Annotated in this window: 13 protein-coding genes; 8 read left to right on the forward strand and 5 right to left on the reverse strand. The window is 53.4% G+C overall.

Annotation, left to right across the window (positions count from 1 at the left end):
• Positions 1-71 precede the first annotated feature (71 nt).
• Positions 72-686: a response regulator transcription factor gene (locus FEE96_RS05760; RefSeq protein WP_138162054.1), complete on the reverse strand. Its 615-nt coding sequence runs from the start codon at positions 684-686 to the stop codon at positions 72-74.
• Between the two features lie 242 nt (positions 687-928).
• Here FEE96_RS05760 and FEE96_RS05765 point away from each other — a divergent pair, with 242 nt between their 5' ends.
• From FEE96_RS05765 to FEE96_RS05775, 3 genes are all read left to right on the forward strand, one after another.
• On the forward strand, positions 929-2320 hold the full coding sequence (locus FEE96_RS05765; RefSeq protein WP_246079304.1) for a WecB/TagA/CpsF family glycosyltransferase: 1392 nt from the start codon (positions 929-931) through the stop codon (positions 2318-2320).
• A gap of 150 nt (positions 2321-2470) precedes the next feature.
• A complete protein-coding gene (locus FEE96_RS05770) occupies positions 2471-2977 on the forward strand; it encodes a putative pterin-binding protein (RefSeq protein WP_138162055.1) in 507 nt (168 codons plus the stop codon).
• A 159-nt stretch (positions 2978-3136) separates the two neighbouring features.
• Entirely contained in the window at positions 3137-5590 is a 2454-nt protein-coding gene (locus tag FEE96_RS05775; protein WP_138162056.1) for an ATP-binding protein, read from the forward strand.
• A gap of 3 nt (positions 5591-5593) precedes the next feature.
• Here FEE96_RS05775 and FEE96_RS05780 read toward each other — a convergent pair whose 3' ends face one another.
• Positions 5594-6793, reverse strand: coding sequence for a polysaccharide biosynthesis/export family protein (locus FEE96_RS05780; RefSeq protein WP_138162057.1), 1200 nt, complete (start codon positions 6791-6793; stop codon positions 5594-5596).
• 214 nt (positions 6794-7007) lie between these two features.
• Here FEE96_RS05780 and FEE96_RS05785 point away from each other — a divergent pair, with 214 nt between their 5' ends.
• The 5 genes from FEE96_RS05785 to FEE96_RS05805 all read left to right on the forward strand — a co-directional run bounded on the left by FEE96_RS05785 (position 7008) and on the right by FEE96_RS05805 (position 12618).
• On the forward strand, positions 7008-8243 hold the full coding sequence (locus tag FEE96_RS05785; protein WP_138162058.1) for an oligosaccharide flippase family protein: 1236 nt from the start codon (positions 7008-7010) through the stop codon (positions 8241-8243).
• Positions 8244-8246: 3 nt separating this feature from the next.
• Entirely contained in the window at positions 8247-9164 is a 918-nt protein-coding gene (locus tag FEE96_RS05790) for a glycosyltransferase family 2 protein (protein WP_138162059.1), read from the forward strand.
• 18 nt (positions 9165-9182) lie between these two features.
• The gene (locus tag FEE96_RS05795) at positions 9183-10187 is read left to right on the forward strand and encodes a glycosyltransferase family 2 protein (protein ID WP_138162060.1); all 1005 of its coding nucleotides are present in this window, start codon (positions 9183-9185) and stop codon (positions 10185-10187) included.
• Between the two features lie 9 nt (positions 10188-10196).
• Positions 10197-11180 carry a glycosyltransferase family 4 protein gene (locus tag FEE96_RS05800; RefSeq protein ID WP_138162061.1) on the forward strand — a complete coding sequence of 328 codons (984 nt, stop codon included), beginning with the start codon at positions 10197-10199 and terminating at the stop codon, positions 11178-11180.
• 673 nt (positions 11181-11853) lie between these two features.
• Positions 11854-12618: an SDR family NAD(P)-dependent oxidoreductase gene (locus tag FEE96_RS05805; protein ID WP_138162062.1), complete on the forward strand. Its 765-nt coding sequence runs from the start codon at positions 11854-11856 to the stop codon at positions 12616-12618.
• Between the two features lie 61 nt (positions 12619-12679).
• Here FEE96_RS05805 and FEE96_RS05810 read toward each other — a convergent pair whose 3' ends face one another.
• The 3 genes from FEE96_RS05810 to FEE96_RS05820 are packed head-to-tail and all read right to left on the reverse strand — an operon-like array spanning position 12680 to position 15190.
• A complete protein-coding gene (locus FEE96_RS05810) occupies positions 12680-13447 on the reverse strand; it encodes an ABC transporter ATP-binding protein (protein ID WP_138162063.1) in 768 nt (255 codons plus the stop codon).
• Positions 13448-13449: 2 nt separating this feature from the next.
• Entirely contained in the window at positions 13450-14163 is a 714-nt protein-coding gene (locus tag FEE96_RS05815) for an ABC transporter ATP-binding protein (RefSeq protein ID WP_138162064.1), read from the reverse strand.
• Positions 14156-15190 (reverse strand): branched-chain amino acid ABC transporter permease, encoded by a 1035-nt coding sequence (locus tag FEE96_RS05820; RefSeq protein WP_138162065.1) that lies wholly within the window; start codon positions 15188-15190, stop codon positions 14156-14158. The genes FEE96_RS05815 and FEE96_RS05820 overlap by 8 nt, the downstream gene beginning before the upstream one ends.
• Positions 15191-15194: the final 4 nt, after the last annotated feature.

Here is a 15194-nt window from a genome sequence, read left to right on the forward strand (position 1 = left end):
GGATCGGCGATCCCATTCGCATTGCGCCTGTCACAGTTGGATGCTGGCCTATCCGTTGGGATAGCTTAAACTCAAAAAATTCCCGCATCCCTTGCAACAAGAGCCGCCTGTGTGCGGTTGCCAACCTCAAGTTTTCGATAGAGCGTTTTGACATGCAGTTTGATCGTCGGCTCGGACAAGTCCAGATCGCGAGCGATTTCCTTATTGGATTTTCCCTCGGTCAATCCATGCAACACTTGTCGTTCGCGTTCGGTCAATTTATCCAAAATGGGATGACTGACCTTATCCTCTTCTGCGGTCATGAAATCCAGCGGCGCATATTTTTCACCCATAGCCATGAACTTGATCGCATTGACCAGAGATTTCGCCGGCAGTGTTTTGGGGATGAATCCAATGGCGCCCATCTCAAGTGCCTGTTCAGCAATTTCGCGACTGGCCTCGCCTGACATTAGCGCGACCCGGTGGACCCCGTTGATTTCATTAGCGACAGAAATGCCATCTAAACCATTCATACCTGGCATATTGTAGTCCAAGAGAACTAGGTCGTAGGTCCACTCCCCCTTTAGCAGGGCACAGGCTTCGTCAAAATCGGCTGCTGTGTGCAACTCAATTCCATCTTCGCTTTGCATGAACGCACCCAGCGCATCCCGCAGGAGTTCATGGTCATCTGCAATAAGAATTCGCACTACAAAACCTCATCAAAATATAGCTTCTATAGCCATCACTCTAAGAGCAAATGGTAGGGGGTAGGTATAAATTTAGGCCAGATTTCTATCCAAATGGATAATCCTCCCCCGCAAGCGGGTAATTTCACAACCGGTCGCGCCGTTTGGGCACATTCGTCTCACCTTTAATCCTGATGCCCTGAACTGCCAACCCCATTGATCGTGCACAGTTGTTCGTGAAGCAAGCCACGAGGAGCCACGCCATGCAGCATCGATCCAGCAGCCTTGAAAAGTTTTTCGCCCAGGGGGCCAAACCCGTATTTCCTAAGTTGGATCAATGCTCTGTCATGAATGTTGATCTGGTCGATGCGACAGCTGGAGCGGTGATCGACACTTTACTCCAGCCAGGACGGAACCGGGTCTTTTTCTACAACGCCCATTGCGCGAACCTGAGAGCCACGGATGCAGACTATGCGCAGGCACTGACGCGCGCTGATTTGATACTGCCCGACGGCATCGGCATAGAGCTGGCCGCTCGGATGCGCGGTAATGCGCTGACGTCCAACCTAAATGGCACTGACTTGCTACCGTCACTTCTGGCGTCAGCTGCAAAGCAAAACAAAAGTGTTTTCCTGCTCGGCGGGCGACCAGGTACGGCGCAAAAGGCTGCTACTCACCTTCAGTCCCTCATTCCTGGGCTTCACATTGCCGGTACTCGCGATGGGTATGGCGGCGCTGAAGATGCAGAAGCTGCGATCTCTGTCATCAATGCCTCGAGGGCCGACATCTTGCTGGTCGCCATGGGGGTCCCAATGCAAGAGTTGTGGCTGGACCGCCATGGGCACAAGCTTGACGCGGATCTCATGATGGCGGTTGGCGGGCTGTTTGACTTTTGGGCCGGGAATGTAAAACGCGCGCCACTGTGGTTGCGGCAACTCAAAAGCGAGTGGGTTTGGCGGCTTGCAATGGAGCCACGCCGACTGGCACAGCGTTACCTGCTTGGAAACTTTGCCTTCATGTGGCGTGCAGCCCGACATGCAGTACGCTCCAGTTCCCAATACGCTATCCACAAACGGGTGTTAGACATCGTGCTCAGCCTTGGGGCACTGACCGCACTGTCACCGCTCCTGTTGTTGATTTGTGCCGCCATCAGATTAGAAAGCCCCGGTCCTGCGATTTTCAGCCAAAAACGCGTCGGTCGAAATGGCAAACCGTTCACCCTGTACAAATTCCGCTCCATGCATGTTGACGCCGGTGCGCGCCGCCAAGAGTTGCTAGCGACTTCGGATCGCGGAGGCATCTGTTTCAAAGCGCGTAATGATCCGCGGGTGACACGGGTTGGCCGGTTCCTGCGCCGGTTCTCGTTGGACGAGTTGCCGCAAATTGTGAATATCCTGTCCGGTAAGATGTCAATCGTCGGCCCCCGCCCTGCGCTGCCCGAAGAAGTTGCCGCGTATTCCCGACGCGCGCATCGCCGCCTTAGCGTCAAACCCGGACTGACCGGCATTTGGCAAGTCTCTGGTCGCGCGGACATCGATTTCGACCGCATGGTGGATATGGACATCGCCTATGCCCGCTCCCGCTCAATCCTGTTGGATCTGATCCTGATCGCGGTGACGTTTCAGGCGGTTTTCAAAGGTCGCGGAGCTTACTGACCCCCCCGGTCGCGGGGTTCGCCCTGCGGCCAACTTTTCCCGAACAGCCATCATTGCCCCTATCCGATCGGATAGGTCCTGATACTTGAGGGAGGCAGAAAGATCTGCAGGCAATGTGCAAAACTCAAGATGAAAACACAAAGGTGCATCATGAAAACCAACGGAATATTCTCTTTCGCCCGTGCGATGTTTTTTGCTGCAATTGTCGCAACACAGGGTTCGGCAGGAACGACGGATGCTGCCGAACCCCCAGTGCTTGAAGTAACCGGAGGCCAACTTCTTGATCAACCTGTCTCGCTGGGTGTTCAGGATCTTCGCGACATTGCCGTCCGGAACATCATCACATCAACCATCTGGACCGATGGGATAAATGAATTTTCTGGTGTGCCACTTTACGCGCTCCTTCAACATCTAGACGTAACAGGAAGCACAATCGAAGCTATCGCACTTAACGATTACTCTGTATTCATCCCAATAAGTGATGCGCGGGAAGGCGGGCCGATAGTGGCCTTTGCTATCGACGGGCAACCGATCCCAAGACGCGAAAAAGGCCCACTGTGGATCATATACCCCTTCGATCAGTCGCCTGAGTTCCGAACAGAAACAGTCTATTCCCGCAGCATTTGGCAGCTCAATCGATTAAACATTATTGAATGATGCTATAGTAGGATCACGACATCGGTTAGAAAGTATCGCAATTTGCCACGTTATCCTAGGTTATTTCTCTTCCTCAAGAATTGGTTTTTCCTACCCCTGGTTGTCCTGTGCCTGCCGCTTTTGGTCTTGCTGGGCCAAGAGGTTTACCGGGATCTGAAATTGCTGCGGTCAGCCGATACCGACTCAGTTCAATGGACATTGTCGCAGGTCGAGATCGAGTATCTCGACTTTTTGCTGACGCTAGAAAGAAACAGTGATCCACAAAGAGCTGACCTCTCTGTTGTTCGAAAGGATTTTGACATTCTTTACAGCCGCTTGGGGATACTTTCCAACGGAAAACTATTCGCCTCTGTACGTGAAATTGACAGTTTTTTGAACTCAGTTGATAAATTACAACTCTTTCTGGATCAGACCATTGCTTTTATAGATGGGCCAGACGACACACTGCGCTCAGCTATCCCAAGTCTGTTACAACAAACTGCTACGTTGCGCCCAGAAGTGCGAAGCCTGTTTATTTTGGGGCTTGCGCGATTTGCCCGTGATTCCGACATGCAGCGGTCACAGGTATTTTCAACCCTGACACAGCTAGCGATTGTTTCACTCACAATATTGGTCGGACTGGGGGTGCTATTTATTTATTCTTTAATGGCCAACGCTCAAATCCAGGCCCGAGGGCGTGCATTGACCCGCGCCAACGCACGGATGCGGACGATCCTTTCTACCACACAAGAGGCCGTAATTGTTGCCGACACCATGGGAAATGTAGTGGATTTGAACACTGCAGCAGAATCTACATTCGGCTACTCATTAGCTGAGGCCAAGGGCCAGAGTATCGGTGATTTGATAGTCCCTGCTGAGCAACAACAAGCGCACCGAATGGGATTTGAACGCATGGTACGCACCGGGAAAAGCCAGCTAATAGGAACAGGCCGTGTTCGACTTGACGCCCGCAATGCCGATGGAAAGCGCTTTCCTGTCGACCTTGCCATGCAGTCAGCCCAAACTGAAGATGGCGATGTGATTATTGGTTTTCTCAGGGATATCTCTCAACAGTTAAATACCGAGGCAGAACTGCGCAAGGCACGAGATCAAGCGTTGGCCGGTGAAAAAGCCAAGGCGAATTTCCTAGCAGTAATGAGCCATGAAATTCGTACCCCCCTAAATGGCCTGCTGGGCAACCTGACTTTAATCAGCAAAACTCAGTTAGATGCGGATCAAACGACGTTCACACGTAACATGGAGGTATCTGGGCGGCAATTGATGCATCACGTTAATTCAATTTTGGATATTGCCAAGTTCGAGTCCGGTAAAACATCGGTGACTCAATCGGTCTTTCATCTTGGACGTTTTCTGCAGGAAATTATCGACAGCCAAAGCGGTCACGCGGGGCACAACCAAACCACCATCGAATGGGAATGGCTCGGGTCTAGTATGGCTTGGGTCAAGGCTGACCAAACCATACTCGAACAGATCCTGTTGAATCTTGTGGGCAATGCGATCAAGTTCACCCATGCCGGTCGCATCAGTATTGAAGTAGAGCAGCTGACCCCACATGACGGCGACTGCAATGTGGAATTGCGGATCATCGACAGCGGCATTGGCATCTCCGAAGCGGATCAAGCCAGAATTTTCGAAGACTTCGAGACCTGCGATTCAACCTATACCCGCGACAGCAGTGGAACCGGGCTGGGTCTGGGCATTGCCAGACGCATGGTTCAACTGCTTGGTGGCAAGATAGGTGTCGAAAGCACACCGGGCGAAGGCAGCGTTTTCTGGCTGCGCCTGCCTTTCCTGTCGGTTGCAGAACCCGCCAGCGTCGGAGGCGAGGAAAAGGTCAAAGCCTCTGACCGCTCGCTTTCGATCTTGATTGCCGAGGACATCGAAACCAACGCCTTTGTTGCGCGCCGACTGTTGGAGCGGGACGGCCACACAGTGACGATTGTCACCGATGGATTATCTGCTGTCGCAAGGGCCAAAGTCGAACTGTTTGACGTGATATTGATGGATATCAGCATGCCCGGCATGGATGGCCTTCAGGCCACGCAGGAAATACGAAATGCGCCATCGCCCTTCTGTGACATCCCAATACTGGCATTCTCGGCAAATGTGCTGCCCGAACAGACCGACCATTTCCGCGTCAGTGGTATGGACGGGTTTATTGGCAAGCCGTTGCAATTGCCGGAGCTGCGTCGGGCGCTGCAGGCGGTGCTTGAGAAATCCCTTTCAATCAACTCGGCCCCACCGGAAAACCCACAGCCCAATTCAGTGGACGAGAACGCAACGATGGCTCAGGATCTGCTGGACCAGAGCGAATATGACACCTTTCTGGGCCGCTTTCTGGCCGAAGGCGATGCGTTGTTGGCCGAACTGGCGCAGGAGCCGTTGGAAACGCTGGGGTTGGAGACCATTGCTTCAAAGTGCCACCAGATACGCAGCACCGCCAGCCTGTTTGGCGCCACAGATTTTGCCACCAGCCTTGGACATATTGAGACCGCCGCCAAGCAGGAAGACACGGTGGTTAGCTTGATCGAGATTGCCAAGCTATCTGATGTGTGGGCGGCAACACGCAAAACGCTGGATCCAAACCGCACGTCAGCGCCTGTTGCCGAGTAAGCGCTACTCGTTCAGCAACAGGCCCACGCCGATCACCCCCAGCACGCGGGCAACCTCGGCAACATTGGTCAAGGTGCTGTCATAACAGGCCACCGCATCACCCGGCAGGATATAGGGATCATAGTCGTCCCGATCCGCCCGGCGCAGCATGTCCTCGATATCGCGTTCGATAGCGACCGACACTTCTGTCATCGGGTTGCGCGACAATAACAACCCCGACCGATGGGCGCTGCTGGCGCGCGCACCGCCAACGCAGTTCAAATCCAAAATGGCCTGCAGGTACCGAGTGCCATAAGGCATTTCCCGCACGTTACGGCCAATGGCCGAAATGGCGTTCCCGGTTGCCGGTTGGGTCAGGTTCGACATAAACACAGTCACCCCCGGAGGGCTGACTGGGCTGGGTCGCATCAGATCATCCTGGAAACACTGGCGGGATGGCACAAAAACCTGATCACCCGTCAGCAACATGACATCCACCATGTTGTGGCCCTGAAAAACACCACGCAGATCCAGCGTGTACAGCCTGCCATTGCGCCGCAACTCCACCGCAGACAGATCAGCATCCGGGCGAACCCCACCAGTTGCGCGCAGAGCTGCCGACAGGTTTCGGGCCTCGGTTGACGCGCCCAGCGCCTCTTGTCGGCCGACATCGCGCTGATCGCCAGCAATGCCACCCAGTTCAACCTGATGCGGTTCAAACACAGCGCCAGATACCCCAACCAGGGCCGAAGCAACATCCATGACCCGGACCGAAACCAAAGGGGCTGTATCATAGAGCTGTTTTTCTACGAGTATGGTGTTGAGATCCCGTTCAACATCAGCGGTACTGCGGCCCTGCGCCCGGATCGGCGGTAAGTAAGGTATTTTCAGCGTGCCATCGCGCGAGACCACGTAGTTGCCGCCAAGATCTTCATCATTACCAATTCGGACCTCGACCAGATCATTACGCGACAGTCTTTCACCCAACAGAGTATTGGCGACTCCACTGACCTTTGTGCCATAGGCTCCGCCACGATAAGGCAGGCAGATCTCTGAATTAAGTCGAGCTGATTTAAGGAACCCAGCATCAGCGCGGCTGACCTCGATGTCACGGTATTGCGCTTGATAGCCGTAATCACCTGACTTGGTTTCAATGTTGTCAGGGTCGCCAGTTGCTGCACAGCTGGCAAGCAGCACAACAGAAAGCGTGCTGAGACGTTTCATCCACTGATCAACCAAAACGTGCCCTACCTCGTTATTTTTTTCACTTAATCAAACAATAGACCAAGCCTGAGTCTAGTTCGCCTTATGCAGGTGGATCGTTTTCCTATCCCAATGGGTCAATTGCGCACCAGAATTGCCCGGGTCTCTCCGTTTGTGGGTCCATCTTCGACGGGCGTGCGTCGCTAGGTTGGAGGAAACAACAGATGAGTTTCCGATGTCCCACGTCTCTTCAGGCCCCTCCTCCCTCCTAGCAAACTTGCTGGCCTTTGGGGCATCGGAAATCTCGGCCAAGGCCACTCGGCTGTTGGTTGTTGTCGCTATTTCACGAAATTTGAGCGCAGAAAACGTTGGCTATGCCGCCGCCGCGTTGGCCATAGGTGAAGTGTTGAAGTCGCTGACCGAAAACGGCATTGGCCAACGGATCATCGCTGCGCACAAAGACAATCTTGAGGCGGTATGCCATTCGGCACACCGTTTGTTTTGGGGCTATTGCGTTGGACTGGCGCTGCTCCAGATGGCCATCGGTCTTGGGCTTTATTTATCAAGCCAAACCACTGTTGGGGCACTGGTTGGGCTGATGGCCATCGAATATCTGTTTATGCCGGCGGGTCTGGTGCAGGTCGCACTGGCCATGCGCGAGAACCGACTAAAGCGGGTTGCAATGATTTCTGCCACGCAGGTGTCGGGGGCAAACCTGATCACCGTTGCATTGGCCTTCACCTGGGCCTCGCCACTAGTGCTGATCCTGCCACGTATTTTGACCGCGCCGGTCTGGTTGGTCGCCGTACGCCATCTGCGCCCATGGCAGCGCAAAAACACCGCGCTGCTGGCTCCGCTGCACCCTTTCCTGACTTACGGTCTGCCCGTGACAGGTATCGAATTGGTCAAGGCACTGCGGCTACATGCCGACAAGATTGTGGTTGGTGCTCTGCTGGGCCCCAAAGCTCTGGGGATCTATTTCCTGGCCTTCAATGCGGGCCTGAGCCTGGCCACGTCTTTCTGCGCCGCGCTGAGCATCGTGTTGTTCCCGCATCTCTGCCAAGAGGCTGATCAACAGGCCGCCCTACGCCGCACCGTGAAACTATCCTTGGCCTGTATTCTGCCCTTTGTGCTACTGCAGTCCCTGTTTGCTCCGATCTATGTACCCCTGCTATTGGGGGCAAAGTGGGCCCATATTGCCCCCACCGTTGCAGTGCTGTGTTTTGCCGCCCTGCCCCTGACCATCTGGACCGCCGTTGCGGCCAGCCTGCGGGTCAATGGTCGCCCCAAGGTCGAGTTCATCGTGACCCTGATCCTGACCATTGCGCTGGTTATCTCGGCCATCATCGCCGCCCCCTACGGATTGGGCACCATGGCGACCGCCTATGTGTTCACCACCACCATCATACTGATCGCTGCGGCCCTGCCGCACCTGATGAAACCCTCCCCCCAGGAACTGAGAAAGGTCTAAGCCATGCCAGAATTTACAATCATCATGCCGTGTTTCAACGCCGCAAAAACATTGAATGAATCCATCGGAGCGCTTTTGTCTCAGACGATTAGAGATTGGGAGTTGATCTGCATCGATGACGGGTCAACAGATGATACCCCCAAACTGCTAAAGGGTTGGGAGGACGCTGACCCGCGTATCAAGATGTTGCGCAACATCGGCAAGGGGCCCAGCACCGCACGGAATATGGGGGCACATCACGCCACCGGGGAAATACTCTGCTTTTGTGATGCTGATGATTTGTGGGTGCCATCCAAATTGGAAACCCTGCACCGGGCCTTTTTGGATGACAGTACAGATGGTCTGTTCGGCCGCGTTGCCTTTTTTCGCCGACGCGGCAAAGCCGACGCACATTCAACCGTTCCCAAGGCGCCGCTGTCTGTACCTTTGCTGTTGGGTGAAAATCCGGTCTGTACTACCTCCAATATCTCGCTGCGGCGCAAAGTCTTTCTGCAAAGTGGCGGTTTCGACAGCAATATGGTCCATAACGAAGACTTGGAATGGCTGATCCGACTTGTTGGCAGCGGCGCATCCATCAATGGACTTGATCAATTACATGTTTGGTATCGCACCAATCCACAGGGGTTGTCGTCTGATCTGGTCGCCATGTCCCGATCACGACAGCGGGTTTTAGCAACCGCACGCAGCTTTGGCTTCCAACCAGACCGGCGCGCCGAAGCAATCTATATGCGCTACCTGGCACGCCGCGCCCTTCGGTTGGGTCACTATGGGTCTTCGGCCATCTACCTAACGTTCTCAGGCCTTATGCAAAGTCCGCGCGCATTTCTGTTTCCGCTGCGCCGGGGATTGCTGACAGCGATCGGTTCGCTGTGTGCACCGCTGTTGCCCAAATCCCTGCGCCGTTCTCTGTTCAATCGCTAATTCCCAAAGGAGTATCTGATGCCCAGAGCAAGTATTGTCGTCCCCGCTTTTAATGCCTCTGCAACTATCGCGGAGACACTGAGTTCTCTCCAGAGCCAAACTTTTCGCGATTTTGAAGTAATCGTGGTGAACGATGGGTCCACGGATCACACAGTGGACATCATCCAACCATTCTTGAAAGATAGCCGGTTTCATGTCGTCAACCAACCAAACCGGGGCTTGGCAGGGGCACGAAACACCGGAATTGCCGAAGCAGCAGGCTACTACATCGGTTTTTGTGACTCGGATGATCTCTGGGTAGCAGACAAGTTGGCGCGTCACATCCTGCATCTGGATTTATCACCGGACGTCGGATTGAGCTATGCAGGCTCGATACTGATTGATGGTGAAGGCCAACCTCTGGGCCTGAAACAGTCCCCACGACTGCACGCGATAACCGCTGCTGAGGTGTTCAAAAGAAACCCAGTGGGCAACGGCTCGGTGGCTATCTTTCGCCGCGCCGCGCTAATGGACATAGCTTATACCCCGCAGAAAGATCGGCCACGGCAGTGGTTCTTTGACGAAACATTTCGCCAGTCCGAAGATATCGAATGCTGGTTGCGTCTGGCACTGACCACTGATTGGGAAATCGAAGGCATTCGTGGTCATCTGACCATGTACCGGATTGCAGGCGGCGGTTTGTCGGCCAACACCAACAAGCAGTTGGCATCTTGGAACCGCATGGTCGAAAAACTGCGCCCGTTGTCCCCAATTTTCTTTGCCAAACACGAACCCGCGGCCCGTGCATATCAGTTGCGCTATCTCGCCCGCCGCGCTGTTAGCGCAGGCGATGAACTCAAAGCTAAAAAATATGCGCGTGAATTCCTCAAGGCCTCTTTTTCTCCGCTGCTTGAGGAACCACTGAAAACACTAACCACACTCGTCGCTACCGCGTGTCTCTCCAGGACCGGATATGACCCGATGCGATTTGCCGCGATGCTACGGCGCGGAGCCACAGAACCGCGTCAACAGAAACAAACATAGGAGACCACAATGAGCCATGCTTCCATTCTGCACTTAACCGACGATACAACGCCAGGTGGCGTCATGAGAGTTATCGACACAATTCTTTCGTCAAAATATCTTGCCAAGACCGGCAAGCACCGCATGGCAGTTGTTGAGAACAGCAAGCTGACACTGCCCAAAGGTGGCGTTGATGTTATTGTTTCACATTTAGCGTTGAACTGGCGCAATTTTGCAGCCCGTGCTCGGCTCAGGGCAATGTACCCAGATACACCAATGATCCATGTCGAACACAGTTACACTCAGGGCTTCGTGGCGCAGAAAGTCCTGAACAAAAATCGGTTTTTTTCCATGCTGCGCAGCGCATTTTGTCTGTTCGACCGCGTGGTCGCAGTCAGCAATGCACAAAAAGACTGGCTGATCCGACGCGACCTGATCGACGAAGACAGGTTGTCAGTCATCCATTCTTCGGTCGACCTGACCGGATTTGAAACCTTACCCAAACCTGCCACCAGCCCTCGGATCTTTGGACTGGTAGGGCGTCTACACGAACAGAAAGGATTTGATATTGCGATCCGCGCCTTTCGCGAATGCAGCGGGCTAGATCTGCGACTTATGGTGTTTGGCGATGGTCCATTGCGGTCAGAACTGGAAGCGCTTGCCTTTTGTGATCCCAGGATCACCTTCCATGGCCATTGCGACGATCCGCTGGAACCCATGCGCTCCATTGATGCCTTGTTGATGCCGTCCCGCTGGGAAGCATATGGGCTGGTTGCACACGAAGCCCGTTCAGCCGGTCGCAAGGTCATTGTTGCGACGACAGACGGCCTGAAAGACCACATTCAGGCGGGCGCAACCAATGTTCATGATCATAGTATTGCTGCGTGGAAACAGGCGATAATTCAAGCAACCCAGACCCTGGACAAAAACAGTCGCAACAACCGATCAAACAGCAATATGGAAGCAACCCGGTTCGAAAGTGACTGGAAAAAATGCTTGAGCAGCCTCCAGTAAAACTTACTGAGTTCTTTGCTTAAAGCCTCGGTACAAAAAAACCTCGGCCTTGCTGGTGGTGTTGTCAGACCTATTTGAACTCGCCTTAACTAAATCAACACCACTGCCCTTTGTCCCACATCGACATGACACAACTCCATTCGAACAGCGGTTCTAGATAGCTCAAAATACTCACGTTTCAAAAGACTGCATTTTGACTTAAGCGGTTGAAATCGGACATTTATATGGACGAAAATTTCAACCGGATCCGCATTCAATGCAAGCGATGCTTTACCCCTTATCGCTGTCGAAACGGCCGATGTGAATTATTACATCACTTGTTTAACCAGTCACTGGTTTCGTGATTTTCCGCATTGCCAATGATCTTCATTGCAGCGCAGCAGGATCTAAATTTGTCCGTTCTGATCACATTGCGAAACGGCATGTCATTCATACAGAAATGTACATTTCTCGCAGGAAAAGTGTTTCGATTTCCGACCCTACTTATGCCCGTTATGCGGGAGATTTCATCAGTCGATAGCCGTATAATCACCTACGATAAGTCACTCACATAACAGCTCCAAACCTTGTAACAGAATCGGGTGGTTTTTTTCAACAAAAAGTTAGCTAGTTCAATTGGTTCAAGCTATACACATGTGTAGCAATTCACCTAAAAATCAAAGGCTGAGTAAAGATGTATGGATTGCAAAATAAAGTGTGTTTGATTACCGGTGGCGCCGGATCGATTGGTTTAGCAACTGCTCAATCTTTGATTGAAAGTGGTGCACGGGTCGCACTGGTAGACCGTGATGCCGAGGCGCTGGAAAAAGCCGCAGAAAAATTGAATTGCTTGCCGGACAACCTGTTGCTTTTGACCGCTGATGTTTCGGTCGAGGCAGACGCGGAGAAATATGTAAATGCAACGGTCGAGGCCTTTGGTAGAATTGATGTGTTGTTCAGCAATGCAGGCAACTTTGGCACAATCGCTCCAATTCAGGACTATCCGACCGAGGCCTTTGACGCTGTTTATGCGGTCCATGTTCGCGGGGCATTTTTGGCAGCCAAATATGCGGTGCCACATATGACCCGTGGCAGTAGCATTATCATCACCTCCAGTGTTGCGGGGCTACGGGGGGATCCCGGTGTTTATGCCTACATCACAGCCAAACATGCGCAGACCGGTCTGATGCGGGTGATGGCAAAGGAGCTGGCTCCTCAGGGAATTCGCGTAAACACTATCAATCCTGGCCCCGTCAACAACGGCTTTCAACAGCGGGTCGAGGACGAATTATCCGAAGAAATCGGTCGTGATGGCACCGAATTCTTTGACGAGATCATTCCCATGGGGCGACACGGTCAGCCCGAAGAAATTGCACAATCAGTTCTATATTTGGCGTCAGATCAAAGCAGTTATACCACTGGAACTGTGCTGTTGGTGGATGGCGGTATGAATGTCTAATGCGAGAATAGGCACCGTTTCTGATCCACTTGTGCGGTAACGGTGCCTGCCTCTGCTGGCTTTAGTTACCCCGCATCGAGGCGCCATTTTCCATTGTTGTCCGATTGGGATCAGTCTGCACGTGATCTGCTCCGAAATAGGCGGTCTCTAATAGAACAGGATCAGTCTGCAAAGCAGCGGCCGAACCGCTATAGCTTGTTTGCCCGCCACGCAGCACCATTGCCTGCTCGGAGACTCCTAGGGCAAGATCGGTAAACTGCTCTATCAGCAACAACCCAACACCCCGCGCTTTTAGACTGTTCACTACGCCCATCAGGCGTTTCACCACCAAGGGCGCCAAACCAAGCGACATTTCATCGATCAACATATACCGCGGGCGGCACATCAACGCATGCCCCAAGGCCACCATCTGCTGCTGCCCTCCAGACAAAGTTCCGGCGATCTGACTTTTGCGTTCTGCCAATTCAGGGAACAATTGATAGACATCGGTCAGGGTTTCCCTCAGCCCCTCGGGCAAAATCGCACCAGCAGCCCGCAGGTTTTCATCAACGGACAACTTGGTCAAAACACGGTGACCTTCAGGGACCGCAGCAACGCCAGCAGCTCTAATCATATCGGGGCCTCGCCCGGTCATCGCAACACCATCAACAATCATTGTGCCGAACGCGATTGGCAACATTCCGGCGATGGCCAGTACCAATTCGGATTTACCCGCCCCATTTGATCCCAGCACTGCGGTGACCTGACCAGGTTCCAGAGTCAGACAGGCCTGCGAAACCAATGTACGAGACCCATCTTTGACGACAATATCTTTAAGTTCCAACGCCATGATCAAATATCCTCGGTACCAAGATAGGCTGCTTTGACCTTGGGATCTGACAGCACTTCAGCTGTTGGGCCAAAGGCGATTTTTCTACCAAAATCCAAAACCAATGTTTCGGAACAGATGCGCGCAATCAGATCGACATCGTGATCAATTACCAGCGTCTGCGCCCCGGTTCTTGCATGGATATCTAGGATCAGATCACCCAGACGGGCCGTCTCTTCCACCGACAGCCCCCCCGCCGGTTCGTCAAACATGATCAATTTGGGATCGCCCACCAGACATTTGGCGACATCGGTCAAACGCCGCTCAAATGAATTAAGTCTCGCTCCGGGCCTATCAGCTTGATCAGCCATGCCTACGATTTCTAACACGTGGGCAACGTCTTTGTTTTTGTGCGCAGCGGTCAGTGTCGAGTGATCCACCTGGACAAGCACATTTTCTGCAACCGTCAGGTCATCCGCAATTTCTTCTTTTTGGAAAGACCGTCGTAGACCCCAATGTGCACGTTTGTATGGGGCTAGCCCCATCAAGTTTTGATTGTCTTTGACTATCTGACCGTTTTGTGCTGCTACAAACCCCGAAACTACATTCATCAGTGTGGTCTTACCCGCTCCGTTTGGGCCAATAATGCCGCTCACGGGGTTGGCAAACTGAGCCTCAACCCCGTCAAGGGCCACCACACCGCCAAAGCGCACAGTTACATTCTGAACCTCAATCATCTGCACTGCCCTCAATAACGATAGACGCGACCAAGCCCAGTTTGTTGCTCAGCTTCTGAATTAACCCGGCGAAAAGCTCCATGATTTGACCGGCAATACCGTTTGGCGCCGCGATAACAGCATGCAGCAACCCTGCGCCAAAAATGACAAACGACAGGTCAGCATCCACCCCCCAGTTGTTCAGCAACGCTGGCAAAACCCGGAACAACGCGGCAGCAATGACAGCCCCCAACCAGAACCGTGCACCGCCGACCACAGCAAGAGCAAAAAGCATGACACTTTCGCTGGCCCTAAATGTACCACCGTCCAACAATCCCAGACTACCCGCCAACAGCGCACCAGCCCCGCCAGCCAGCAGCCCCGAAATTCCAAAAGCCCAAGCCTTGTAGAAGGTGACGTTAACGCCAGCCGCCATTGCCGCCGCCTCGGACCGCCGGATAAGCGCCCAGGCCCGCCCCGGGGCCAGTCGCCGGTGCAACTCGATGAATAGAAAACCTGAGGTCACCATGGCAACGACATATCGTAGATAGGCCTCGGGGCTTTGTGCCAACGCGGGTCGTCGGAACGCTGCCCCCGACCCTGTCTGAACACCCCAAAACCCGGAACCACCATTGGGAAACTGAAAGGTCGAGAGAATAATCTCCAACCCACCGGCTGCCATCAGTGTGACTAGCGCAAGATACAACCCTCGTAGCCGCAGGGCTGGCAGCGCCAACACCCACCCCAGTACCATTGTTGCAAACCCAGCGATCACCATGTTGACCTCAAACGGCAGGGCAAACCCATGGTTTAATCGCAGCATGACCCAACCGCCAACACCCATAAGCCCAACTTGAGTCAAGCTAACCATACCCAGACGGGCATACATGAAGGCCACCCCAGCAGTTGCCAGCGTAAAGCACCCCATAGATGTAAAGACATTCAGCCAAAGGCTGCCAGCAAGAGTAGGCACAACAAAAAAGGCGAAGACCGCAAACAGAAGCCCGGCAGCGCCCGACGGCGTGATATGAAAAAGTTTTGGCAGCATTAAA

The sequence above is a fragment of the Parasedimentitalea maritima genome, from assembly GCF_005771405.1.
GTDB classification, from domain to species: domain Bacteria; phylum Pseudomonadota; class Alphaproteobacteria; order Rhodobacterales; family Rhodobacteraceae; genus Parasedimentitalea; species Parasedimentitalea maritima.

Coding starts and splice junctions, on each gene's coding strand:
- FEE96_RS05785 (WP_138162058.1), top strand. CDS start 7,008: ATGTCCCACGTCTCTTCAGGCCCCTCCTCCCTCCTAGCAAACTTGCTG.
- FEE96_RS05815 (WP_138162064.1), bottom strand. CDS start 14,163: ATGATTGAGGTTCAGAATGTAACTGTGCGCTTTGGCGGTGTGGTGGCC.
- FEE96_RS05810 (WP_138162063.1), bottom strand. CDS start 13,447: ATGGCGTTGGAACTTAAAGATATTGTCGTCAAAGATGGGTCTCGTACA.
- FEE96_RS05780 (WP_138162057.1), bottom strand. CDS start 6,793: ATGAAACGTCTCAGCACGCTTTCTGTTGTGCTGCTTGCCAGCTGTGCA.
- FEE96_RS05795 (WP_138162060.1), top strand. CDS start 9,183: ATGCCCAGAGCAAGTATTGTCGTCCCCGCTTTTAATGCCTCTGCAACT.
- FEE96_RS05820 (WP_138162065.1), bottom strand. CDS start 15,190: ATGCTGCCAAAACTTTTTCATATCACGCCGTCGGGCGCTGCCGGGCTT.
- FEE96_RS05770 (WP_138162055.1), top strand. CDS start 2,471: ATGAAAACCAACGGAATATTCTCTTTCGCCCGTGCGATGTTTTTTGCT.
- FEE96_RS05790 (WP_138162059.1), top strand. CDS start 8,247: ATGCCAGAATTTACAATCATCATGCCGTGTTTCAACGCCGCAAAAACA.
- FEE96_RS05765 (WP_246079304.1), top strand. CDS start 929: ATGCAGCATCGATCCAGCAGCCTTGAAAAGTTTTTCGCCCAGGGGGCC.
- FEE96_RS05805 (WP_138162062.1), top strand. CDS start 11,854: ATGTATGGATTGCAAAATAAAGTGTGTTTGATTACCGGTGGCGCCGGA.
- FEE96_RS05800 (WP_138162061.1), top strand. CDS start 10,197: ATGAGCCATGCTTCCATTCTGCACTTAACCGACGATACAACGCCAGGT.